Raw genomic sequence first — 23,701 nt, 5'->3', positions numbered from 1 at the left:
TTAGAGAACCCTCATGCCTCTGACTCGCAAAGCCTACCGCGCCGCCATCCTGCACAGCATCGCCGACCCTGCCGAGGTCGGCATCGAAGCCTCCTACGAGTATTTCGAGGACGGACTGCTGGTGGTCGATGACGGCAAGATCAGCGCCCTCGGCCACGCCAGTGAACTGCTGCCGACGCTGCCGGCGGACATCGAGATCACCCATCACAAGGATGCGCTGATCACTCCGGGCTTCATCGACACCCACATCCACCTGCCGCAGACCGGCATGGTCGGCGCCTATGGCGAGCAACTGCTGGACTGGCTGAACACCTACACCTTCCCGTGCGAGAGCCAGTTCGCCGACAAGGCCCACGCCGATGAAGTGGCGGATATTTTCATCAAGGAACTGTTGCGCAACGGCACCACCACCGCGCTGGTGTTCGGCAGCGTGCACCCGCAATCGGTGAACTCGTTCTTCGAAGCGGCCGAGAAGCTGGATCTGCGGATGATCGCGGGCAAGGTGATGATGGACCGCAACGCACCGGACTACCTGACCGACACCCCGGAATCGAGCTACGTCGACAGCAAGGCGCTGATCGAGCGCTGGCACGGCAAGGGTCGTTTGCATTACGCCGTAACCCCGCGCTTCGCCCCGACCAGCACCCCGGAACAGCTGACCCTCGCTGGGCAGCTGCTCAGTGAATACCCGGATCTGTACATGCAGACCCACATCAGCGAAAACCTCAAGGAAGTCGAGTGGGTCAAGGAGCTGTTCCCGGAGCGCAAGGGCTATCTGGACGTCTACGACCACTATCAATTGCTCGGCGAGCGCTCGGTGTTTGCCCACGGCGTGCACCTGTGCGACGACGAATGCGCGCGCCTGGCGCAGACCGGTTCGGCGGTCGCCTTCTGCCCGACCTCGAACTTCTTCCTCGGCAGCGGCCTGTTCAACCTGCCGATGGCCGAGAAGCACAAGCTGAACGTCGGCCTCGGCACTGACGTCGGTGGTGGCACCAGTTTCTCGCTGCTGCAAACCCTGAACGAAGCCTATAAGGTGATGCAGCTGCAAGGTGCGCGCCTGAGCCCGTTCAAGTCGCTGTACCTCGCCACCCTCGGCGGCGCGCGGGCGCTGCGTCTGGAAGACAGGATCGGCAACCTGCAACCGGGCTCCGACGCCGACTTCCTGGTGCTCGACTACAACGCTACGCCGCTGCTGAGCTACCGCCTGAAGCAGGCCAACAATATTGCCGAGACGCTGTTCGTACTGATGACCCTGGGCGATGACCGCACCGTGGCCCAGACCTATGCGGCGGGTGCGCTGGTACACCAGCGCTGAGTTTTCCCAAGGCATAAAAAATCCCCCGGTGGTGTTCACACCGGGGGATTTTTTGTTGCCTATCGGACAGCTATCGCGAGCAGGCTCGCTCCCACATTTGCAATGCATTCCCCTGTGGGAGCGAGCCTGCTCGCGATAGGCGAGACACGGTGTCAGCTCAGAGCTTGACCGCCGGCCGCCCCGGCTTCTTGGTCTGCAACAGATGCGAGAACACTGCATGCAGATCGTCGGACGCGCTTTCCTCGTCGAGGTTGAGCTTGCTGTCGATGTGATCCATGTGATGCATCATCAGATCCACCGCCAGCTCGCCATTGCGCGCTTCGATGGCGTCGATCAACTGGGTGTGCTCGTCGTAGGAGCAGTGCGAGCGGTTGCCGCTTTCATACTGGGCAATGATCAGCGACGTTTGCGAAACCAGGCTGCGCTGGAAGCTGATCAATGGCGCGTTCTTCGCCGCTTCCGCCAGTTTCAGGTGGAATTCGCCGGAGAGACGGATGCCGGCGCCGCGATCGCCACGGGAGAAGCTGTCGCGTTCGTCGTTGACCATCTGGCGCAGTTCGGCGATCTGCTCGGCGGTGGCGTGTTGCACCGCCAGCTCGGTAATCGCGCGCTCCACCAGACGTCGGGCGAGGAACACCTGACGCGCCTCTTCAACGCTCGGGCTGGCGACGACCGCGCCACGGTTCGGCCGCAGCAGCACCACGCCTTCATGGGCCAGACGCGAGAGCGCGCGGCGAATGATGGTGCGGCTGACCCCGAAAATTTCCCCCAGCGCTTCTTCGCTCAACTTTGTGCCGGGCGCCAGGCGCTGTTCGAGGATGGCCTCGAAGATATGCGCATAGACAATATCGTCCTGGGTTCCGCTGCGGCCGGCTTTGCCTGCTCGCGGTTGTTTCTTGAGGGGTTGCAACTGTTCGTTCATGGGCACTCGAGTCGGGAAGAACGGCGGCGAATTGACCGTGACTGTAATACGGCACAGTGGGTCGCTGGCAAGTATCGCGTAAAAAACAGCGCGATTGTACACAATGGAGGGTGGCAACACGACTGTACGGCTGTTTGCGACTTCGGCTGTATTGCAACGCTCCGTTACGTTTGAGTTTAGGCTAAACCCGAAATCCGTGGCTTGAACAAGGAATGCCGCTGTCATGAACGAAATTACCCACACCCGACTGCGCCCGCTGGCGGACACATCGCCCTCCGCAATCGTCGCCGGGTTCATCGCGATGATGACCGGCTACACCAGTTCGCTGGTGCTGATGTTCCAGGCCGGGCAGGCGGCGGGCCTGACCAGCGGGCAGATTTCGTCGTGGATCTGGGCGATCTCCATCGGCATGGCGGTGTGTTCGATCGGTCTGTCCCTGCGCTATCGCACGCCGATTACCATTGCGTGGTCGACGCCCGGCGCGGCGCTGTTGATCACCAGCCTCGGCGGCGTCACCTACGGCGAAGCCATCGGCGCCTACATCACCTGCGCAGTGCTGGTGACCATTTGCGGCCTGACCGGCAGCTTCGAACGGCTGGTGAAAAAGATCCCGGCCTCCCTCGCCGCCGCGCTGCTGGCGGGGATCCTGTTCAAGATCGGCAGTGAAATCTTCGTCGCCGCACAGCACCGCACCGGCCTGGTGCTAGGGATGTTCTTCACTTACCTCATCGTCAAACGCCTGTCACCACGTTATGCGGTGCTCGCTGCGCTGCTGATCGGCACCGCGCTGTCGGGCTTCATGGGTTTGCTGGACTTCAGCGGCTTTCATCTGGAAGTGGCGACACCGGTCTGGACCACGCCGCACTTTTCCCTCGCGGCGACCATCAGCATCGGCATTCCGCTGTTTGTGGTAGCGATGACCTCGCAAAACATGCCCGGCATCGCCGTGCTGCGGGCCGACGGTTACAACGTCCCGGCCTCGCCGCTGATCACCGCCACCGGCATCGCGTCGTTGCTGCTGGCGCCGTTCGGTTCCCACGGCATCAACCTGGCGGCCATCAGCGCGGCGATCTGCACCGGCCCCCATGCCCATGAGGATCGCAACAAACGCTACACCGCTGCGGTGTGGTGCGGGATTTTCTACGGGATTGCCGGGGTGTTCGGCGCCACGCTGGCGGCGCTGTTTGCTGCGCTGCCGAAGGAACTGGTGCTGTCGATTGCGGCGCTGGCGCTGTTCGGTTCGATCATCAACGGCTTGAGCATCGCCATGACCGAGGTGAAGGAACGGGAAGCGGCGCTGATCACGTTCATGGTTACGGCGTCGGGGCTGACGTTGTTTTCCATCGGTTCGGCGTTCTGGGGGATTGTCGCGGGGGTGCTGACCTTGCTGATCCTCAACTGGCGCAAGGCTTGAGGCCTGAGTAAAAAGCAGGCATAAAAAAACGGCGACCCTCGGGTCGCCGTTTTTTCAGTATCACTTGGCCGCGTTGATCGGCTTTTCCGGATACCAGACGTCCAGCAGCGGGCTGATTTCAGTGCTGGTCAGCTCGGAGCGGGTTTTCAGCCAGGCTTCAACAGCAGCGCGCTGCTCTTCGGTGACCGAGCCGCGCTTCTGCAGGCAAACCAGACCGAAGTCGTCGCCGCCGACATAGCCCAGACCGTTGGCTTCCATGGCTTCTTTGATGAATGCTTCGAGGAAAGCGTCAATGGCTTCTTCGGACAGGTCTTCTTTGAAGCCCAGGTTCAGTTCGAAACCCAGCTCTTGAAATTCATCGACGCACAGTTTTTTGCGCAGACGCTGGGAACGGTTAGTCGCCATTGGAACAATCCTCTTAAGTAATAACGGCCGGCACTTTACCAGTTTAAGCCGGCGATTGCCCGACTCTCTGGGACGTGCGTGCGACCGCCTGTAAAAAAATAACGAATTGGCGCCCTTGCGAAAGGCACAAGCTGTAACAGCTTGGGGCATAATGCCGACACTTTCATGACCACTGAGGGCCTTTTCATCCATGTCCTCGTCTTTTTCCCCTCGGCTGTAGGGTTTTATTTCATATGATCAAATCGTTGCGTCCTCTGCTCCTGGCCGGTCTTCTTCTGCCGCTGGCCTTGCCCGTCTCCGCTGCCACCATCAACACCGCCCTGACCCCCAACGTCGAAAAAGCCCTCAAGGCCAGCAAGCTGCAGCCCACCGCCCTGTCGCTGGTGATGGTGCCGCTGGACGGTCCGGGCACGCCGACCGTGTACAACGCCGACGTGTCGGTCAACCCGGCCTCGACGATGAAGCTGGTCACCACTTACGCGGCACTGGAAATGCTCGGCCCCAACCATCAGTGGAAAACCGAGTTCTACACCGACGGCGACCTGAACGGCGGGATCCTCAACGGCAACCTCTACCTCAAAGGTGGTGGCGATCCGAAGCTGAACATGGAAAAACTCTGGCTGCTGATGCGCGACCTGCGTGCCAACGGCGTGACCCAGGTCACCGGTGATCTGGTGCTCGATCGCAGCTTCTTCGTGCAGCCGCAACTGCCGGAATTCAACGATGACGGCAACGACGAGAACAAGCCGTTCCTGGTCAAGCCGGATTCGCTGCTGGTCAACCTCAAGGCTCTGCGTTTCGTGGCTCGCAATGACAACGGCCGGGTATTGATCTCGGTCGAGCCGCCGATTGCCAGCATCAACATCGAAAACACCGTCAAAGCGCTCAACTCCAAACAATGCACCGGCGGCGTGCGCTACAACCCGGTGCCGCAGGCCGATGGCAGCGTGACCGTGACCGTGGCCGGCCAGTTGGGCGAAGGCTGCAGCTCGCAGACTTATCTGTCGCTGCTCGACCACGCGACCTATACCGCCGGCGCCGTGCGGGCGATCTGGAAGGAACTGGGTGGCAGCATCCAGGGCAAGGATCGTCTGGCCCCGACCCCGAGCAGCGCCAAAGTACTGGCCCGTGCGTTCTCGCCGGATCTGGCGGAAATCATCCGCGACATCAACAAATACAGTAACAACACCATGGCTCAGCAACTGTTCCTGAGCCTGGGCCAGAAATTCCGCAACGACGCCGACGGCGATGACGCCAAAGCCGCGCAACGTGTGGTCCGTCAGTGGCTGGCGAAGAAAGGCATCACCGCGCCGCATCTGGTGATGGAAAACGGTTCAGGTCTGTCGCGCTCCGAGCGGGTCAGCGCCCGGGAAATGGCCAACATGCTGCAAGCGGCCTGGCACAGCCCTTACGCCGCCGAGTACATCAGCTCGCTGCCGATTGCCGGCACCGACGGCACCATGCGCAAACGCCTGAAGACCACCGCGATGCGCGGCGAAGCCCACGTCAAGACCGGCACCCTGAACACCGTAAGGGCGATTGCCGGCTTCAGCCGCGACGTCAACGGCAACACCTGGGCGGTGGTGGCGATCCTCAACGACAAGGCCCCGTTCGGCGCATCGTCGGTGCTGGATCAGGTGCTGCTGGATCTCTATAAACAGCCGCGGACGCCGCAGACTGCTTCGGTTCTGTAAGCACGCCACAAAACACTGTGGGAGCCAGCCTGCTGGCGATAGCGTCAGTTCAGTCAATGATCCAGTGACTGACACTCCGCCATCGCCAGCAGGCTGGCTCCCACATGTTCAGTGCCTAGTTCATCTGCCGCTCGACCCGATCCCGTCCGCCCTGCTTCGCCGCATACACCCCGGAATCCGCCCGCAGCAACAGCGCATCCGCGCCCTCCCCCGGTCGCCAGCTGGCAATCCCGAAACTGGCCGTCACCACCCCCACCACGTCGATCGGCGCACTGCGCAGGCTGTGCCATAACTCCTCGGCCAGCATGTGGGCGTGATCGCCGTCGATGTCCGGGCACAGCACCATGAACTCTTCGCCGCCCAACCGGCAGAATACGTCGGTACGCCGCAGCCGGTGACCGATGCGCTCGCAAACCGCCTGCAACACGCGGTCGCCCACCGCGTGACCGTACTGATCGTTGATCCGTTTGAAGTGGTCGATGTCGAGCATGATCACTGACAACTCGCCACCGCCACGCTCGACCCGGGCCATCTCGGTGGTCAGGCGCTCCTGGAAATAGCGCCGGTTGTGAATGCCGGTCAGGGAATCGGTCACCGACAGCGCGCGCAATTCTTCTTCCACCCGTTTCAGGTCGGAAATATCCGAAATATAGCCGTGCCACAGCACGCCGCCGCCCGGCAATTCCTCCGGCGTCGCCTCGCCGCGAACCCAGCGCAGGCCGCGCCCGGGTAATTGCACGCGGTATTCCTCGCGCCACGGGCTGAGGTTGTCCGCCGAAGCGCGGATCGACTTGCGCACGCGGCTGACATCCTGCGGGTGGATGCGGGTGAAGATCGCTTCGGCGTTGAGCAGCAGCACATCCGGCTCCAGCTCGTAGATTTCGCGGATGCCGTCGCTGGCGTAGATCACACTGAAGCGTCCGTCGAACTCCATCTTGAATTGATAGATCCCGCCGGGCACGTGGGCGCTGAGCTTTTTCAACAGCACGTCCCGTGCGGCCAGCGCTTCGTGCACGCGCTTGCGCTCGGTGATGTCGATGCAGATCGCCAGGTGCCCGACCCACAGCCCCTGCTCGTCCAGCACCGGTGTGGCCAGCATGTTCACTGGAATGTGGCTGCCGTCCTTGCGCACCAGCGTCCACTCGCGCGCCTCGTGCCCGCCGACTTCGCCACCCTCCACCAGCATCGCCTGGCAGGTCGGAATGGTTTTGCCATAGCGGGCGCTGAGCTCCGCCGCGCGGGCCACCAGTTCCCGGGGAAAGTGCAGGTTTTCCAGGGTCATGTGGCCGACCACTTCGTTGCTGTGATAACCGAGCATCTGCTCGGCACCGGGGTTGAACGTGTTGATCACGCCGCGCAGGTCGGTGGCGATGATTGCCACTTGGGTCGCCGCGTTGAGTACCCCGCGCAACTGGCCGTGGGTGCCGCGCAGTTCCTGTTCGCGTTCATGCAGTTCTTGAGTACGCAACTCGACCATGCGCAACGCGCGCTGGCGCTGACTGACCAGCACATAAAGCAGCGCGCTCAACAGCAGGCTGAGCAACCCGCCCAGCACCACCACGCTGCCCACCGCCGAATGGTTGGCCTGCATGAACGCTTCGCTGGGCAGAATATCCACCTGATAGTCGTGATCGGCCATGCGCACCAACCGCGTAGCCGACAGATCGCTCGGCACCGGTTCATTGGTCGACTCGAACAACACTTCATGCTGATCGTTGGTGGACAGATCGAGGATGCGCACCGAAAGATAGTCATGAAGTGCATCCGGCAAGCCGTCTGCCAGCAGCTGACGCATGCTGATGACAGCCATCACATAGCCATATGATCTGGACTCCCCTTTGCGCAGCAGCGGTGCCACCAACAAGACGCCGCGTGCGTAAGCCGGCTCGATACCGACCAGATGCATCGGCTGCGAGACCGCCAGGCCGCGAAGCTGGTCGGCACGTTCAAGGGTCGAGCGGCGCAATGGCTGGGCCAGCAAGTCGTAACCCAGCGGCGCGCCAAGCCGGCTCTGGGTCTGGCTGTACAACACCACTACGTATTCATCGCGGGCCGAGGCCAGTTGCAGCTCGCCGCGGGCATTGAGTTCGCGCACGCTGAAGGTGCTCAGGCCTTCATCCCGCGCCCGCTGTTCAAACGCTGCACGCTCGGCACCGCTCACCCGCAGGGCGAACGAATAGGCCTGGGTGCGCAGTAATAAAGGGTGGGTGTAGCCGTCGAATTCGGCGCGGGACACCGATTCGGAGTTGGCGAAGAACCGGCGCAGGCCATCGAGGCGTTGCTCCTGATCCTGAAAACGTTCTTCGATGCGGCTGTAGCGCTCGTTGGCCAGTAGCTGAAAGCGCTGGCGCAACTGGCTGTGGAACTGATTGAGGGTGCCCCAGGCGAGCAGCCCCGTGAGAATCCCGCCGGCGAGCAATACCAGCACCGCGACCAGCCAGGCCGAGACTTCTTCGCTGATAAAACCCAATATCTTCGGGCGCACGGGGTGCAACGACATAAAAGTCACTCACTACGTCAGCATCTGCGGGAAAAACCCCATCGGCCGTGTGTGAGTTATAGCTATTAGCCACTAATTTGGCTAGTTCTGAACGGATCCAAGAGCCTTTAAAAATCAAGGCTCTGTGGATCCAATGTTGCAGAGTGTCAACGAGCCGTGATTTTCCAGGCGCGGTGGATCTTGCCGTTGCGGGCGAAATCCGGGTCGATGGTGCTGGCGGTGATTTCCTCGACCGCGTAACGCTCGGCCAGGTTGTCTTCGAGCTGGAACTTGCGGAAGTTGTTGGAGAAATACAACACCCCGCCCGCTGCCAGACGCGCCATGGCCAGGTCGATCAACTGCACCTGATCACGCTGCACGTCGAAGATGCCTTCCATGCGCTTGGAGTTGGAGAAGGTCGGCGGATCGATGAAGATCAGGTCGTACTCTTCACGGCAGTTCTCAAGCCACGCCATCACATCGCCCTGCTCCAGACGGTTCTTGTCGGAGAAACCGTTGAGCGACAGGTTGCGGCGCGCCCAGTCGAGGTAGGTTTTCGACAGGTCGACGCTGGTGGTGCTGCGCGCGCCGCCCTTGGCTGCGTGCACGCTGGCGGTCGCGGTGTAGCAGAACAGGTTGAGGAAGCGCTTGCCGGCCGCCTCTTTCTGAATCCGCATGCGCATCGGCCGGTGATCGAGGAACAGCCCGGTGTCGAGGTAATCGGTGAGGTTGACCAGCAACTTCACGCCGCCCTCGGTCACTTCATTGAACTTGCCCTGAGCCGCCTGACGCTCGTACTGCTTGGTGCCGCTCTGACGCTCGCGGCGCTTGACCACCACGCGGCTCTTGTCGATGTTCAGCGCCTGCGGGATGGCCGCCAGGGCATCGAACATGCGGATCGAGGCTTTTTCGGGATCGATCGACTTCGGCGCGGCATATTCCTGAACGTGTACCCAGTCGTGGTACAGGTCGATGGCCATGGCGTATTCCGGCATGTCCGCATCGTAGACGCGGTAGCAGTCGATGCCTTCGCGCTTGACCCACTTGCCCATCGCCTTGAGATTCTTCTGCAGACGGTTGGCAAACATCTGCCCGCCTTCGCTCAGGCGCGGCTGCTCGACCACTGGCGCCGGGGCCGGCGTCGGTTTGATCGGGTTACCGTTCTTGTTGAACTTGCGCTCTTGCGGCTCGTTCGGCGTCTGATCGTAGGCGGCTTGCTCGCGCTCGGCCTGACGCTGCTCCGGGGTGCGGCGCTCGCCGGTGACGAACTGATCCGGCAGGACCTTGATCAACAGCAGCTTGCACGGCAGCGCGCCGTTCCAGAACGAATACTGTTTGTGGCTGCGGATGCCCATGCGCTTGCCCAGGTCCGGCGCGCCGGTAAACACCGCCGCTTCCCAGTTCAGGCAGGCCTGACGCAGACGCTCGCCCAGGTTCTGGTAGAGGTACAACAGACTGGCTTCATCACCCAGACGCTCGCCGTACGGCGGGTTGCAGATGACCAGACCTTTCTGGTTCTGGTCCGGACGCGGTTCGAAGGTCGCGACTTCGCCCTGATAGATCTTGATCCACTCGCTCAGGCCGGCGCGTTCGACGTTGTTGCGGCCCGGCTGAATCAGGCGTGGGTCGGCTTCATAACCACGAATCCACAGCGGCGGCTTGGCCAGACCGGCAGCAGCACGCTCGACGGCTTCTTCATGCAGTTTTTTCCACAGCGCCGGCACGTGACCGAGCCAGGCGGTAAAGCCCCACTGTTCGCGACGCAGGTTCGGCGCCATATCGGCGGCGATCATGCCGGCTTCGACCAGGAACGTACCGACACCGCACATCGGGTCCGCCAGCGCGCCACCTTCGGCGGCGATGCGCGGCCAGCCGGAACGGATCAGGATGGCGGCTGCGAGGTTTTCCTTCAGCGGCGCGGCGCCCTGCTGCAAGCGATAGCCGCGCTGGTGCAGGCTGTGGCCGGACAGATCGAGAGACAGAATCGCTTCGCCGCGATCCAGGCGCAGGTGAATGCGCAGATCCGGGTTGAGCTTGTCGATGCTTGGACGGTCGCCCTGCGGGGTGCGCAGTTTGTCGACGATGGCGTCCTTGACCTTCAGGGCGCCAAAGTGGGTGTTGTCGATGCCTGAGCCATGACCGCTGAATTCCACGGCCAGGGTGCCGTCGGCCAGCATGTGGTCCTGCCAGTCGACGTCGAGTACGCCGTGGTACAGGTCTTCGGCGTTTTTCATCGGGAAGCGCTTAAGGACCAGCAGCACCCGGTTGGCCAGACGCGACCAGAGGCACAGGCGATAAGCGGTTTCCATGGTCGCCATGCCACGCACGGCGGAGGTGTGTTCGCGGGCCTCTTCAAGGCCAAGCCCGACGGCTTCCTCGATGAGCAGGCCTTCAAGGCCTTTGGGGCAAGTGAGGAAGAGTTCGAAACGGTCGGACATGGTTTTTCCAGAGCCTTTGGCTGATGAACCGGCAACGCATTGCCGATCCGGTTTTCAATCAGGCGCTTTTCTACAAGAGCGCCCGCGTGGCACGAAGGTGTGCCGTTCCATCCCCGCTGCTCGGGTTAAAAGAGCTTAGATGCCGGGACAGATAAAAAAGTTGAAGCAACAAAATGACTCAAAGCAACCCTTCGTCGAATAGTAGCCCAGCGTAAACGTGGGTCATTCTCACTAAAGGATTAACCTCATCATCCAGCGCGGGGCCGATCATACCGGGGTTTGGCCAATGGACGCTGGATAAATACGCGGTTACTTATGGCCATAGCATCTTTTTCGTTACGTCCTTATGACAAAACGGTCATTCCATCGATGTGACTCATTGGTTAGAACTGAACACAGGTTGACGTCGCAACGGCGTCAACACCTTGGCTCGCCACGCCGGCAGCGAGCCGCCAACGGCAGAGTTTTTCTGCCAGACCTCAATTGAGGTCGACGCGACAAAAACAGTCAACAAGTGAGGGAAACACCCTATGAGAAGACTTAAGCGTGATCCGTTGGAAAGAGCATTTTTGCGCGGATATCAATATGGCGTTGGTGGTAAATCCCGTGAGCTTTGCCCATTTACTCTACCGTCGGTACGTCAAGCCTGGATCAACGGCTGGCGAGAAGGACGCGGCGACAACTGGGACGGTATGACCGGCACTGCGGGAATCCACAGACTCAACGAACTTCACGCCGTCGGCTGACACAGGGCACTTATTCCGACACGACAATCTGATTTCGTAACAACCTGATCACCATGCACGTCCTTCCCGGACGGCGGGCTACGGCCCAGGGGCTCCTTCGAGGAGCCCTTTTTTATGCCCGCCGCATTATTTATGCCATACACAAAACCTGTGGGAGCGACGGTGCGACGACTCGACCTGCTCGCTCCCACAAAGGATCAGCGCTTGGCGGCGATCGCATCCACGGACTCGCGGATCAGCGCCGGGCCCTTATAGATGAAGCCGGAGTAGATCTGCACCAGGCTCGCGCCGGCCGCGATCTTCTCGGCCGCATGCTTGCCTTCGGTGATGCCGCCCGCCGCGATGATCGGCAGCTTGCCGCCCAGCTCGGACGCCAGCACTTTCACGGTATGGGTGCTCTTCTCGCGAACCGGCGCGCCGGACAGACCGCCCGCCTCGTCCCCGTGTTCCATGCCTTCGACGCCCACGCGGCTGAGGGTGGTGTTGGTGGCGATCACCGCGTCCATCCCGGTTTCGATCAGTGCCTGGGCGACTTGCGCGGTTTCTTCGTCGGTCATGTCCGGCGCGATCTTGATCGCCAGCGGTACATGCTTGCCGTGGCGCAGCGCCAGTTCGGCGCGGCGCGTGGCCAGGTCCGCCAGCAATTGCTTGAGCGAATCGCCGAACTGCAGGCTGCGCAGGCCCGGGGTGTTCGGCGAGCTGACGTTGACCGTGACGTAACTGGCGTGGGCGTAAACCTTGTCCAGGCAGATCAGGTAGTCGTCCACTGCGCGCTCGACCGGAGTGTCGAAGTTCTTGCCGATGTTGATCCCCAGCACGCCTTTGTATTTGGCCGCCGCCACCCGCGCCAGCAGGTTATCCACACCGAGGTTGTTGAACCCCATGCGGTTGATGATCGCCTCGGCTTCCGGCAGGCGGAAAATCCGTGGTTTCGGGTTGCCCGGCTGCGGACGCGGGGTCACGGTGCCGATTTCGACAAACCCGAAACCCAGCTGGGCGAAGCCGTCGATGGCCGCGCCGTTCTTGTCCAGACCGGCCGCCAGACCCACAGGGTTCGGGAACTCCAGGCCCATGACAGTCACCGGCAGCGACGCCGGGGCCTTGCACAGCAAGCCGTTGAGGCCCAAACGCCCGCCCGCGCCGATCAGATCCAGCGATAGATCGTGGGAGGTTTCCGGGGAAAGTTTGAACAACAGCTGACGGGCCAGGGTGTACATGGGCGGCTATGACTCGGACGGCGAAAAGAGGCGGCGATTATAGCCGGGCATCCCCCCGCCGCGCGAGGCGCACGGGTAAATCCGTGCGCATGGCATATGCCTTGCACCTTCCACGGCATCAGCCGGCAGGCCAATGGTGGCGTGCAGGCAAGGACAATGGCGTCGTCTCTCGGTTTTGCGCGGGCAAAGCCTGGGACGACGTTTTTTTTGAGGGTGGCTTTCATGACTCAAACCTCCGCCGGGCCGCTGGCCTGGGTCAACGGCAGCGATGCCCCGGAAAAAAGCGCGATCAACCTGGGCTTCATGGCCCTGAGCGACTGCGCCTCGCTGGTGGTCGCCGCCACTCAGGGCTTTGCCCAGCCTTACGGCCTGACCCTGAATCTCAAGCGCCAGAGTTCCTGGGCCAACCTGCGGGACAATCTGGTCAGCGGCGAACTCGATGCCGCCCACAGCCTTTACGGTCTGATTTACGCGGTGCATCTGGGCATCGGCGGCGTCGCGTCAACCGACATGGCGGTGCTGATGGGTCTGAATCAGAACGGCCAGAGCCTCAACCTGTCCCACGGCTTGCAGGGCCTGGGCGTGACCGGTCCTGAAGCGCTGCACCATCATGTGCACCAAACCCGCGCAAAACTGACCTTCGCCCAGACCTTCCCGACCGGCACCCATGCCATGTGGCTGTATTACTGGCTGGCGAGCCAGGGCATTCATCCGTTGCAGGATGTCGACAGCGTGGTGGTGCCGCCGCCGCAAATGGTCGCGCACCTTCAGGCCGGTCGCATCGATGGTTTATGCGTCGGCGAGCCCTGGGCGGCCAGCGCCGTGCAGCAGAATCTCGGTTTCACCCTGGCCACCAGCCAGACCATCTGGCCCGATCATCCGGAAAAAGTCCTCGGCTGCACCCGCGCCTTCGTCGAGCAATACCCCAACACCGCGCGGGCCTTGGTGATGGCGATCCTGGAAGCCAGCCGATTCATTGAAGAAAGCCCGGAAAACCGCCGCAGCACCGCGCAACTTCTCAGCGCCGCCGAGTACCTCGACGCCCCGGTCTCCTGCATCGAACCACGCTTTCTCGGCGACTACGACGATGGCCTCGGCAATCGCTGGCAAGACCCGCACGCCCTGCGCTTTCACGGCGATGGCGCGGTGAACCTGCCGTACCTGTCGGACGGCATGTGGTTCATGACCCAGTTCCGCCGCTGGGGTTTGCTGCGCGATGACCCGGACTACCTCGCCGTCGCCCGTCAGGTGCAGCAACTGGAGATCTATCGCGACGCAGCGACTGCTGTGGGCGTTGCAGCCTGGGGCAAGGACATGCGCAGCAGCCAGTTGATCGACGGCAAAATCTGGGATGGTAGTGATCCGGCCACCTACGCCCGAAGCTTCAAGCTCCACGCGCTGAGCGACAGCGCACCCCTTCTCGCCCAGCGCTGACAGGAGACCGCGAACATGCTGCGCATTCTGCTGATCAACGACACCGCGAAAAAAGTCGGACGCCTGAAAGCCGCGCTGACCGAGGCCGGTTTCGAGGTGATCGACGAGTCGGGCCTGACCATCGACCTGCCGGCGCGCGTCGAAACGGTGCGTCCGGACGTGATCCTGATCGATACCGAGTCACCGAGCCGCGATGTGATGGAGCAAGTGGTGCTGGTCAGCCGCGACCAGCCCCGGCCGATCGTGATGTTCACCGACGAGCATGATCCCGGCGTGATGCGTCAGGCGATCAAGTCCGGGGTCAGTGCCTACATCGTCGAAGGCATTCACGCACAGCGCCTGCAGCCGATTCTCGACGTGGCCATGGCCCGCTTCGAAAGCGATCAGGCCTTGCGCGCCCAGCTACAGGCCCGCGACCAGCAACTGGCCGAGCGCAAACGCATCGAACTGGCCAAAGGCCTGTTGATGAAAATGAAGGACTGCAACGAAGAAGAGGCCTACACCCTGATGCGCCGCCAGGCCATGAGCCGCCAGCAGAAACTGATTCAGGTGGCGGAGCAAATCATTGCCATGAGCGAGTTGCTTGGCTGAAGTTTCGTGGGGCCTGTAAAGGCCCCATCGCTGGCAAGCCAGCTCCCACAGGTTTCGTTGTCGTACACAGTCTCTGTGATTAATGCGGAACCTGTGGGAGCGGGCTTGCCCGCGATTGGCCGTAACGCGATTTCAGACTATTGGCACAAATCTCGCTAAGCAATCCCTACAGGTAACCAACGGCGGTTGCCCCACCTACGACAAAGACGTCGCTCACCCTTTTCGCCCTTTTCGGCGATCCGGGTAGCGGCGTTTTTGCGTTTTGGCCCCACAGCCCGGGGCCGGTGGTGCGGCCGTGGCGGCGCTCCACTTGCTGGCTTGTGACTCCTTCTCGAGATTCTTAACAGCTGAGGTGCGCGATGAATAAAAGCTTCTGGAAATCCGGCCACACCCCGACCCTGTTCGCGGCCTTCCTGTATTTCGACCTGAGCTTCATGGTCTGGTATCTGCTCGGCCCGCTGGCGGTGCAGATTGCTGGCGACCTGCACCTGACCACTCAACAGCGCGGCCTCGTGGTGGCGACGCCGATTCTGGCCGGCGCGGTGCTGCGCTTTGCGATGGGCATGCTTGCCGATCGCCTGTCACCCAAGACTGCCGGGCTGATCGGCCAGGTGATCGTGATCTGTGCACTGTTCGGTGCCTGGAAACTGGGCATCCACAGTTACGAACAGGCTCTGCTGCTCGGCCTGTTCCTCGGCATGGCCGGAGCGTCGTTCGCCGTGGCCCTGCCGCTGGCGTCGCAATGGTATCCGCCGGAGCATCAGGGCAAGGCGATGGGCATCGCCGGGGCCGGCAATTCCGGGACCGTGTTCGCCGCGCTGATCGCCCCGGTACTGGCGGCGGCGTTCGGCTGGAGCAATGTGTTCGGTTTCGCCCTGATTCCACTGCTCCTGACTTTGGTGCTGTTCGCCTGGCTGGCAAAAAACGCTCCCGAGCGACCAAAAGCCAAATCCATGGCCGACTACTTCAAGGCCCTGGGCGACCGCGACAGCTGGTGGTTCATGTTTTTCTACAGCGTCACCTTCGGCGGCTTCATCGGCCTGGCCAGCGCCCTGCCCGGCTACTTCAACGATCAATACGGCCTCAGCCCGGTGACCGCCGGTTACTACACCGCCGCCTGCGTGTTCGGCGGCAGCCTGATGCGACCGCTGGGTGGCGCGCTGGCGGACCGGTTCGGCGGAATTCGCACCCTGCTGGCGATGTACACAGTGGCCGTAGTCTGCATCGCGGCGGTCGGCTTCAACCTGCCGAGTTCCTACGCGGCGCTGGCCCTGTTCGTCTGCACCATGCTCGGTCTCGGCGCGGGTAATGGCGCGGTGTTCCAACTGGTGCCACAGCGCTTTCGGCGTGAAATCGGCGTGATGACCGGGCTGATCGGCATGGCCGGCGGCATCGGCGGCTTTGCCCTGGCGGCAGGCATGGGCGCGATCAAACAGAGCACCGGCAGCTATCAACTGGCGCTGTGGTTGTTCGCCAGCCTTGGCGTGCTGGCGTGGTTCGGCCTGCATGGGGTCAAACGTCGCTGGAGAACCACCTGGGGTTCGGCGGCCGTGACCGCTGCCCGGGTCTGAGGCCCGAATGGCTCTGCAACTGAGCTTTGCCGAAGCCAGCGCCACCGGTCCCCGCGCGGAAAACCAGGACGCCTTGCGCCTGGTGACTCCGGCCCCGGCGCTGGCCGCCAGCAAGGGTTTCCTGTTCGCCATCGCCGACGGCGTCAGCCAGTGCGCCGACGGTGGTCTGGCCGCGCGTTCGACCTTGCAGGCGCTGGCGCTGGACTACTACGCCACCCCGGAAACCTGGAGCGTGGCCCAGGCCCTCGATCGTCTGCTGCTCGCACAAAACCGCTGGTTGCAGGCCAATGGTGGCGGTCAGCCGCTGCTCACCACGGTCAGTGCGCTGGTCATGCGCGGCCGGCGCTTTACCCTGGCGCACGTCGGCGATTGCCGGGTTTATCGCTGGCACGCCGAAACCTTGCAGCGAATCAGCGAGGATCACGTCTGGGATCAACCGGGCATGCAGCATGTGCTCAAGCGCGCACTGGGGCTGGATCAGCATCTGGTGCTGGACTTTCTCGACGGCGAACTGCGTGACGGCGAATGTTTCGTGCTGCTCAGTGACGGCGTGTGGGCCGCGCTTGGCGATACCGCCATCGCCGGGATTCTGCGCGATCAACCGGACCTGCACAGTGCCGCGCAAACGCTGGTCAACGCTGCGCATCTGGCCGGCAGTCAGGACAATGCCAGTGCGCTGTTGGTGCGGGTGGATGCGGTTGGCGAGGCCAGCCTTGGCGATGCGTTGATTCATTTGCAGCAATGGCCCCTGCCCCCGCCGCTGAAACCGGCTCAGGCCTTTGAAGGCTGGCGGGTTCAAGAGGTTATAAGTCAGAGCCAGCAATCGCTGCTGTATCGCGTGCTCGATGGTCAGGGTCAGGCGTGGCTGTTGAAGACCTTGCCTGCACCACTGGCAGACGATGCTCAGGCCGGTCAGGCCTTGCTGGCGGAGGAATGGTTTCTCAAACGCGTCGCCGGGCGGCATTTCCCTGAAGTCCATAGCGCCGGTCAGCGTCAGCATTTGTACTACGTGATGCGTGAATATTCGGGAACCACCCTGGCGCAGTTGTTCGAACAAAGCGGCCCGCTGCCACTGGCCCAGTGGCAGGATCTGGCCGAACGCCTGCTGCGGGCCGTCGGCCTGCTGCATCGACGGCAGATCCTGCACCGCGACATCAAACCGGAAAACCTGCACCTGGGGGACGACGGCGAGTTGCGCCTGCTGGATTTCGGTCTGGCGTATTGCCCCGGTCTGTCGCAGGACACACCGTCGACCTTGCCCGGAACCCCGAGCTACATCGCACCGGAAGCCTTTCAGGGCGCCGCACCCGGCGCACAACAGGATCTGTATGCGGTGGGCGTGACTCTGTATTTCTTGCTCACCGGGCATTTTCCCTACGGTGAGATCGAAGCGTTCCAGCGCCCGCGTTTCGGGGTGCCGGTGAGTGCCGGTCGCTATCGCCCGGATCTGCCGGAGTGGCTGGCGCAGTGTCTGGAACGCGCTGTGGCGGCTGATCCCTTGCAACGCTATGAAACCGCCGAGGAATGGTTGCTGATGCTGGAGCAAGGTGAGCGCCGCAGCCTGAATGTACGCCCTCGCCCCTTGCTGGAACGCGAGCCGCTGAAGGTCTGGCGGACACTGGCATTACTGGCGCTGCTGGGCAATCTGGTGCTGCTGTTTCTGTTGTTTCATGGCGAATGCGGCGCTCCATTAACGGGCGTGCCGCTTCCATTCAGTGCAAAAAACACAATGAACACCTGGCCAATTCCAGCATTACCCCAGTGAATTCGCGGCTCAGCGCGACTTGGCACAACCACTGCATTAACGTTTTCAACTGACATAAAGCCCGACCTTCAACGACGAAGGCCAGGCTTCCCGAGAGAACGGGACAAGGACAAAGGCGTCCTCGCTAGGTAACTGGCGGGACGCCTTTTTTGTTTGCGCCATTTTTGTCGAGCAAGGCCTGACTGCCCACAAGAGGCAAGCCCGATGCTCCCGGAGAACCTGATGAAAAAACTCAAACTGGTGATGATCGGCAATGGCATGGCCGGGGTCCGCACCCTGGAAGAACTGCTCAAGCTGAGCAACGAGCTGTACGACATCACGGTCTTCGGCGCCGAACCGCACACCAACTACAACCGCATCCTGCTGTCGCCGGTATTGGCCGGCGAGCAGACCTTCGAAGAGATCGTGCTCAACGACCTCGACTGGTACCTGGAAAACGGCATCAAACTGCTGCTCAACCGCAAAGTGGTGGAGATCGACCGGGTCAAACGCCGGGTGATCGCCGAAGACGGCACCGAGGCCGAATACGATCGCCTGCTGATCGCCACCGGCTCGACCCCGTTCATCCTGCCGATCCCCGGCAACACCTTGCAGGGCGTGATCGGTTACCGCGACATCGCCGACACCCAGGCGATGATCGACACCGCAAAAACCCACAAGCACGCCGTGGTGATCGGCGGCGGCCTGCTCGGCCTCGAAGCGGCCAACGGCCTGATGCTGCGCGGCATGCACGTCACCGTGGTGCACCTCGGTGAATGGCTGCTGGAGCGGCAACTGGACAAGACCAGCGGCCAGCTCCTGCAAACCGCCCTCGAGGCCCGTGGCCTGCACTTTCGCCTGTGCGAACAGACCCAGGCCCTGCACGACGCCGGTAATGGTCGGGTCGGCTCGGTGCAGTTCAAGAACGGCGACATCATTCCCGCCGATCTGGTGGTCATGGCTGCCGGCATTCGCCCCAACACCGAACTCGCGGAAAAGGCCGGCATCCCGTGCAATCGCGGGATTCTGGTCAACGACACCCTGCAAACCTACGACCCGCGCATCTATGCCATCGGTGAATGCGCCAGCCATCGTGGCATTGCCTACGGCCTGGTGGCGCCGCTGTTCGAACAGGCCAAGGTTTGCGCCAACCACTTGGCCCAACTGGGTTTCGCCCGTTATCAGGGCTCGGTGACGTCGACCAAACTGAAAGTCACCGGCATCGACCTGTTTTCCGCCGGCGACTTCATGGGCGGCGAAGGCACCGAGACCATCACCCTCTCCGACCCGATCGGCGGGGTGTACAAAAAACTGGTGATCAAGGATGACGTGCTGGTCGGCGCCTGTCTGTACGGCGATACGGCAGATGGTGGTTGGTATTTCCGGCAAATTCGTGAGAATCACGCCATTGGCGAGATCCGCGATCACCTCATGTTCGGAGAAAACGCACTCGGCGATGTAGGACATCAAGGCCAGGACAAAGCCATGAGCATGGCCGACAACGCCGAAGTCTGCGGCTGCAACGGCGTGTGCAAGGGCAGCATCGTCAAGGCGATTCAGGAACATGGCCTGTTCAGCGTCGACGAAGTGAAGAAACACACCAAGGCCGCCAGCTCCTGCGGCTCCTGCGCCGGTCTGGTCGAGCAGATCCTGATCAACACCGTCGGCGGCGCGGCGGACGTCAAACCGAAAAGCGAAAAAGCCATCTGCGGTTGCAGCGATCTCAACCATGGCCAGATTCGCCAGGCCATTCGCGAGCAGCACCTGCTGACCATCGCCGGCACCATGAGCTACCTCAACTGGCGCACCCCGAACGGCTGCGCCACCTGCCGTCCGGCCCTCAACTATTACCTGATTTCAACCTGGCCCGGCGAAGCCAAGGACGATCCGCAGTCGCGCCTGATCAACGAACGGGCCCACGCCAACATCCAGAAGGATGGCACCTACTCGGTGGTGCCACGGATGTGGGGCGGCGTGACCAACCCGTCGGAACTGCGGCGGATCGCCGACGTGGCGGACAAATATCAGGTGCCGATGGTCAAGGTCACCGGCGGCCAGCGCATCGACCTTTTGGGAATCAAGAAACAGGACCTGCCCGGTGTATGGAAAGACCTCGACATGCCGTCCGGCCACGCCTACGGCAAATCCATCCGCACCGTGAAAACCTGCGTCGGCAGCGAGTTCTGCCGCTTCGGCACGCAGAATTCGACCCAGTTGGGCATCGACCTCGAACATGACCTGTTCAACATGTGGTCGCCGCACAAAGTGAAGCTGGCGGTCTCCGGATGCCCACGCAACTGTTCGGAAGCGGGGATCAAGGACGTAGGCATCATCGGCGTCGATTCCGGCTGGGAGATGTACATCGGTGGCAACGGCGGGATCAAGACCGAAGTCGCCGAGTTCTTCGTCAAGCTCAAGACCGCCGAGGAAGTGCGCGAGTACAACGGCGCGTTCCTGCAGCTGTACCGCGAAGAAGCCTTCTACCTCGAACGCACCGTGCACTACCTGCAACGGGTCGGCATGGAGCACATCAAGAAAGCTGTGCTGGAAGATCCCGAGCGCCGCAAGGCCCTGAACGAGCGCCTGCAATTCTCCCTGTCGTTCGAACAGGATCCGTGGAAAGAGCGCCTCGCCCAGCCGCAACTGAAAAAAGAATTCGACGTGATTCCCGTGAAAAACCTGGAGGTGCCGGCATGAACTGGCTCGATATCTGTGCCCTGGAAGAGATCAACGCCCTCGGTTCGCGGATCATCGCCGGGCCCAAAGGTGACATCGCGATCTTTCGCACAAGCGACGACGAAGTTTTCGCACTCGATGACCGCTGCCCGCACAAGGGCGGCCCGTTGTCCCAAGGCCTGATCTACGGCAAACGTGTCGCCTGCCCGCTGCACAACTGGCAGATCGACCTGCAGTCCGGCGAAGCCCAGGCCCCGGACGTCGGCTGCGCGCACCATCACCCGGCCCGAGTGGAAAACGGCCGCGTGCAACTGGCCCTGCGGGACGCCGTCTGATGAACCGCCAGACGACCGCCTCGACCTGCTGCTATTGCGGGGTCGGCTGCGGCGTGCTGATCGAGCATGACGGCGAGCGCATCCTCGGCGTCAGCGGCGATCCGGCGCACCCGGCCAACTTCGGCAAACTGTGCAGCAAAGGCTCGACCCTGCACCTGACCGGCGATCTGGCGGCCCGGGCGTTGTATCCGGAATTGCGCTTGGGCAAAGGCCTGGCGCGCAGTCGTTGCGACTGGGACACCGCGCTGGATCACGCCACCAACGTGTTCGCCGACACCATCGCCGAACACGGCCCGGACAGCGTGGCGTTCTATATCTCCGGGCAGTTGCTGACCGAGGACTACTACGCCTTCAACAAACTGGCGCGGGCGCTGGTCGGCACCAATAACATCGACAGCAATTCGCGGCTGTGCATGTCTTCGGCGGTGGTCGGCTACAAGCGCAGCCTCGGCGCCGACGCACCACCGTGCAGCTACGAAGACCTGGAGTTGAGCGATTGCGTGGTGATCGTCGGCAGTAACATGGCCTACGCCCATCCAGTCCTTTTTCGCCGCCTCGAAGAAGCCAAATCCCACCGCCCGCAGATGAAAGTCGTCGTCATTGATCCACGGCGCACCGACACTTGCGATCTGGCGGACCTGCATCTGGCGATTCTGCCGGGCACCGATGTCGCGTTGTTCCATGGGATTTTGCATCTGCTGTTGTGGGAAGACTGGATCGACCGCGACTTCATCAAGGCCCACACCGAAGGCCTCCCCGAGCTGAAAAGCCTGGTGCGCGACTACACGCCGGCGATGGTTTCGCAGTTGTGCGGGATCAGTGTCGAGCAGCTGCAGCAATGCGCCGAATGGATCGGTACCGCGCCGAGTTTTCTGTCGCTGTGGTGCATGGGCCTGAACCAGTCCACCGCTGGCAGCGCCAAGAACAGCGCGCTGATCAATCTGCACTTGGCCACCGGACAAATCGGCCGGCCGGGTGCAGGACCTTTCTCCCTGACCGGTCAGCCAAATGCCATGGGCGGGCGCGAAACCGGCAGTCTTTCCAACCTGTTGCCAGGCCATCGTGAAGTCGCCAATCCAGAGCACCGCGCAGAAGTCGCGGCGTATTGGGGTGTGGATAAGCTGCCGGAAAATACCGGTCTCAGCGCCATCGAACTGTTTGAACAAGTGCGCAGCGGCAAGATCAAGGCGTTGTGGATTGCCTGCACCAACCCCGCACAATCGATGCCTGACCAGAACGCCGTCCGCGCGGCGCTGGAGACTTGTCCGTTCGTGGTGTTGCAGGAGGCGTTTCGCACCACCGAAACCGCGGCGTTTGCCGATCTACTGTTGCCGGCGGCCAGTTGGGGCGAGAAAGAAGGCTCGGTGACCAACTCCGAGCGGCGGATTTCCCACGTCCGTCAGGCCATTGCCGCACCGGGTGAAGCGCGTCCGGACTGGGCGATTACCGTTGATTTCGCACAACGCCTGGAGAAACGTCTGCGCCCGCAACAGCCAGGTCTGTTTGCGTTCGAGCAACCGGCGCAGCTTTTTGACGAGTACAAACAACTGACCCAGGGACGCGATCTGGATTTGTCCGGGATCAGCCATCGGTTGATTGATGAGCTGGGGCCACAGCAATGGCCCTTCCCCGCTGGCGCCCGCCAAGGTACAGCCCGGCTGTATGGCGACGGTATCTTTCCTACGCCGAACGGGCGCGCACAGTTCGTTGCCGATCCCTATCGCGCCGCCAAAGAACAACGCGACGCGCGCTTTCCACTGACCCTGATCACTGGCCGCCTGCGTGATCAATGGCACGGTATGAGCCGCACCGGCACGGCGGCGCAGTTATTCGGTCATGTCAGCGAAGCAGTGTTGAGTCTGCATCCGGACGAATTGCGCCGCCACCGCTTGCAACCGGGGGATCTGGTGAATCTGAAAAGTCGTCGGGGTGCAGTGATCGTGGCGGTCGCCAGTGATGACAGCGTGCGTCCGGGCCAGGCGTTCCTGCCGATGCACTGGGGCGATCGTTTCCTCAAGGGCGGCGTGAACAGCCTGACCCTGCCCGCCTTCGATCCTTTGTCGAAACAACCGGAACTCAAGCACAGCGGTGTGCGGCTGGAAACGGTGGACTTGCCATGGCAATTGTTCGCACTGATCGAGGGCGATGTTCAACGGCATTTCGAGGCGCTTCGACCACTCTGTGAGGCGTTTTCCTACGCGAGTCTCAGCCTTGTCGGACGTGAACGGCCTGCGCTGCTGATACGCGCAGCCAGCGCCGTGGCGCCAGAACCGCAATTGCTGGGTGAAATCGACCAGTGCCTGGCCCTGATCGATGGGCCGGTGCTGGCGTATGACGATCCTCGCCGCGCCATTGGCAAACGGGTACGCATCGAAAACGGGCGAATCACCGCGATCCGCCTTGCCGGTGAAACCCTCGCCCAGCACTGGTTGCAAGGTCTGTGGCTCGAAGGCCGCGCCGACGAACAACTGCGGCGCTGGCTGCTGGCACCGATGAGTGCGCCGCCGGGCAATGCCGGCGTGCAGACTGTGGCGGACAAGACCCTGTGCAACTGCAAGAACGTCAGCCACAGCGCGGTCTGCGCCGGTATCCGTGATGGCCTGGATCTGCAGGGTTTGAAAAATACATTGGGGTGCGGCACGCAATGCGGCTCCTGCGTCCCGGAAATCAAGCGTTTGCTGGCCGCCGAAGTGCGTCCGGTCGCCGTCATCTGAAGA

General features: G+C 62.1%; 15 protein-coding genes and 1 pseudogene. 11 read left to right on the top strand and 5 right to left on the bottom strand.

The genetic code is table 11. The features are described 5' to 3' along the window. Positions 1-13: 13 nt before the first annotated feature. On the top strand, positions 14-1,318 hold the full coding sequence (guaD, locus tag K3819_RS09520; RefSeq protein WP_127797412.1) for a guanine deaminase: 1,305 nt from the start codon (positions 14-16) through the stop codon (positions 1,316-1,318). Between the two features lie 157 nt (positions 1,319-1,475). Here guaD and K3819_RS09515 read toward each other — a convergent pair whose 3' ends face one another. Then, complete coding sequence (locus tag K3819_RS09515) at positions 1,476-2,240, bottom strand: GntR family transcriptional regulator (protein ID WP_007952027.1); 765 nt, start codon at positions 2,238-2,240, stop codon at positions 1,476-1,478. Between the two features lie 223 nt (positions 2,241-2,463). Here K3819_RS09515 and K3819_RS09510 point away from each other — a divergent pair, with 223 nt between their 5' ends. Further along, positions 2,464-3,654, top strand: coding sequence for a benzoate/H(+) symporter BenE family transporter (locus K3819_RS09510; protein WP_039770013.1), 1,191 nt, complete (start codon positions 2,464-2,466; stop codon positions 3,652-3,654). Positions 3,655-3,714: 60 nt separating this feature from the next. Here the strand turns inward: K3819_RS09510 and K3819_RS09505 are convergent, their stop codons facing one another. Next, a complete protein-coding gene (locus K3819_RS09505) occupies positions 3,715-4,059 on the bottom strand; it encodes a YggL family protein (protein WP_039770011.1) in 345 nt (114 codons plus the stop codon). 233 nt (positions 4,060-4,292) lie between these two features. On the opposite strand from K3819_RS09505, the gene dacB reads away from it, so the two are divergent. After that, entirely contained in the window at positions 4,293-5,753 is a 1,461-nt protein-coding gene (gene dacB / locus K3819_RS09500) for a D-alanyl-D-alanine carboxypeptidase/D-alanyl-D-alanine-endopeptidase (protein ID WP_039770010.1), read from the top strand. A gap of 115 nt (positions 5,754-5,868) precedes the next feature. On the opposite strand, the gene K3819_RS09495 is transcribed toward dacB, so the two are convergent. Beyond that, positions 5,869-8,253: a diguanylate cyclase gene (locus K3819_RS09495; protein ID WP_221399107.1), complete on the bottom strand. Its 2,385-nt coding sequence runs from the start codon at positions 8,251-8,253 to the stop codon at positions 5,869-5,871. Between the two features lie 146 nt (positions 8,254-8,399). After that, positions 8,400-10,670: a bifunctional 23S rRNA (guanine(2069)-N(7))-methyltransferase RlmK/23S rRNA (guanine(2445)-N(2))-methyltransferase RlmL gene (gene rlmKL, locus K3819_RS09490; RefSeq protein WP_064594693.1), complete on the bottom strand. Its 2,271-nt coding sequence runs from the start codon at positions 10,668-10,670 to the stop codon at positions 8,400-8,402. 530 nt (positions 10,671-11,200) lie between these two features. Between rlmKL and rmf the strand changes: the two genes are divergently transcribed. After that, positions 11,201-11,416, top strand: coding sequence for a ribosome modulation factor (gene rmf, locus K3819_RS09485; RefSeq protein ID WP_003223300.1), 216 nt, complete (start codon positions 11,201-11,203; stop codon positions 11,414-11,416). Positions 11,417-11,613: 197 nt separating this feature from the next. Here rmf and K3819_RS09480 read toward each other — a convergent pair whose 3' ends face one another. Next, positions 11,614-12,633 (bottom strand): quinone-dependent dihydroorotate dehydrogenase, encoded by a 1,020-nt coding sequence (locus tag K3819_RS09480; RefSeq protein ID WP_085609036.1) that lies wholly within the window; start codon positions 12,631-12,633, stop codon positions 11,614-11,616. Positions 12,634-12,855: 222 nt separating this feature from the next. Between K3819_RS09480 and K3819_RS09475 the strand changes: the two genes are divergently transcribed. From K3819_RS09475 to K3819_RS09445, 7 genes and pseudogenes are all read left to right on the top strand, one after another. Further along, a complete protein-coding gene (locus tag K3819_RS09475; protein WP_221399106.1) occupies positions 12,856-14,067 on the top strand; it encodes a CmpA/NrtA family ABC transporter substrate-binding protein in 1,212 nt (403 codons plus the stop codon). Positions 14,068-14,082: 15 nt separating this feature from the next. Continuing rightward, on the top strand, positions 14,083-14,658 hold the full coding sequence (locus tag K3819_RS09470) for an ANTAR domain-containing response regulator (RefSeq protein ID WP_007916390.1): 576 nt from the start codon (positions 14,083-14,085) through the stop codon (positions 14,656-14,658). 359 nt (positions 14,659-15,017) lie between these two features. Beyond that, entirely contained in the window at positions 15,018-16,229 is a 1,212-nt protein-coding gene (locus tag K3819_RS09465) for a NarK/NasA family nitrate transporter (protein ID WP_064594690.1), read from the top strand. A 7-nt stretch (positions 16,230-16,236) separates the two neighbouring features. After that, positions 16,237-17,904: pseudogene (locus tag K3819_RS09460) on the top strand (protein kinase domain-containing protein); the annotation flags it as partial. 312 nt (positions 17,905-18,216) lie between these two features. Beyond that, on the top strand, positions 18,217-20,670 hold the full coding sequence (nirB, locus tag K3819_RS09455) for a nitrite reductase large subunit NirB (protein ID WP_221399105.1): 2,454 nt from the start codon (positions 18,217-18,219) through the stop codon (positions 20,668-20,670). Further along, entirely contained in the window at positions 20,667-20,984 is a 318-nt protein-coding gene (nirD, locus tag K3819_RS09450) for a nitrite reductase small subunit NirD (protein ID WP_007951992.1), read from the top strand. The genes nirB and nirD overlap by 4 nt, the downstream gene beginning before the upstream one ends. After that, complete coding sequence (locus K3819_RS09445; RefSeq protein ID WP_221399104.1) at positions 20,984-23,698, top strand: nitrate reductase; 2,715 nt, start codon at positions 20,984-20,986, stop codon at positions 23,696-23,698. Before nirD ends, K3819_RS09445 begins: the two co-directional genes overlap by 1 nt. Positions 23,699-23,701 lie beyond the last annotated feature (3 nt).

The sequence above is a fragment of the Pseudomonas sp. 3-2 genome (genome assembly GCF_019710535.1).
Lineage (GTDB): Bacteria > Pseudomonadota > Gammaproteobacteria > Pseudomonadales > Pseudomonadaceae > Aquipseudomonas > Aquipseudomonas pharyngis.
This window is presented reverse-complemented; position numbering and strand designations above follow the sequence as displayed.

Coding starts and splice junctions, on each gene's coding strand:
- guaD (WP_127797412.1), top strand. CDS start 14: ATGCCTCTGACTCGCAAAGCCTACCGCGCCGCCATCCTGCACAGCATC.
- nirB (WP_221399105.1), top strand. CDS start 18,217: ATGAAAAAACTCAAACTGGTGATGATCGGCAATGGCATGGCCGGGGTC.
- K3819_RS09470 (WP_007916390.1), top strand. CDS start 14,083: ATGCTGCGCATTCTGCTGATCAACGACACCGCGAAAAAAGTCGGACGC.
- rlmKL (WP_064594693.1), bottom strand. CDS start 10,670: ATGTCCGACCGTTTCGAACTCTTCCTCACTTGCCCCAAAGGCCTTGAA.
- K3819_RS09475 (WP_221399106.1), top strand. CDS start 12,856: ATGACTCAAACCTCCGCCGGGCCGCTGGCCTGGGTCAACGGCAGCGAT.
- K3819_RS09510 (WP_039770013.1), top strand. CDS start 2,464: ATGAACGAAATTACCCACACCCGACTGCGCCCGCTGGCGGACACATCG.
- nirD (WP_007951992.1), top strand. CDS start 20,667: ATGAACTGGCTCGATATCTGTGCCCTGGAAGAGATCAACGCCCTCGGT.
- K3819_RS09515 (WP_007952027.1), bottom strand. CDS start 2,240: ATGAACGAACAGTTGCAACCCCTCAAGAAACAACCGCGAGCAGGCAAA.
- K3819_RS09465 (WP_064594690.1), top strand. CDS start 15,018: ATGAATAAAAGCTTCTGGAAATCCGGCCACACCCCGACCCTGTTCGCG.
- rmf (WP_003223300.1), top strand. CDS start 11,201: ATGAGAAGACTTAAGCGTGATCCGTTGGAAAGAGCATTTTTGCGCGGA.
- K3819_RS09505 (WP_039770011.1), bottom strand. CDS start 4,059: ATGGCGACTAACCGTTCCCAGCGTCTGCGCAAAAAACTGTGCGTCGAT.
- dacB (WP_039770010.1), top strand. CDS start 4,293: ATGATCAAATCGTTGCGTCCTCTGCTCCTGGCCGGTCTTCTTCTGCCG.
- K3819_RS09445 (WP_221399104.1), top strand. CDS start 20,984: ATGAACCGCCAGACGACCGCCTCGACCTGCTGCTATTGCGGGGTCGGC.
- K3819_RS09480 (WP_085609036.1), bottom strand. CDS start 12,633: ATGTACACCCTGGCCCGTCAGCTGTTGTTCAAACTTTCCCCGGAAACC.
- K3819_RS09495 (WP_221399107.1), bottom strand. CDS start 8,253: ATGTCGTTGCACCCCGTGCGCCCGAAGATATTGGGTTTTATCAGCGAA.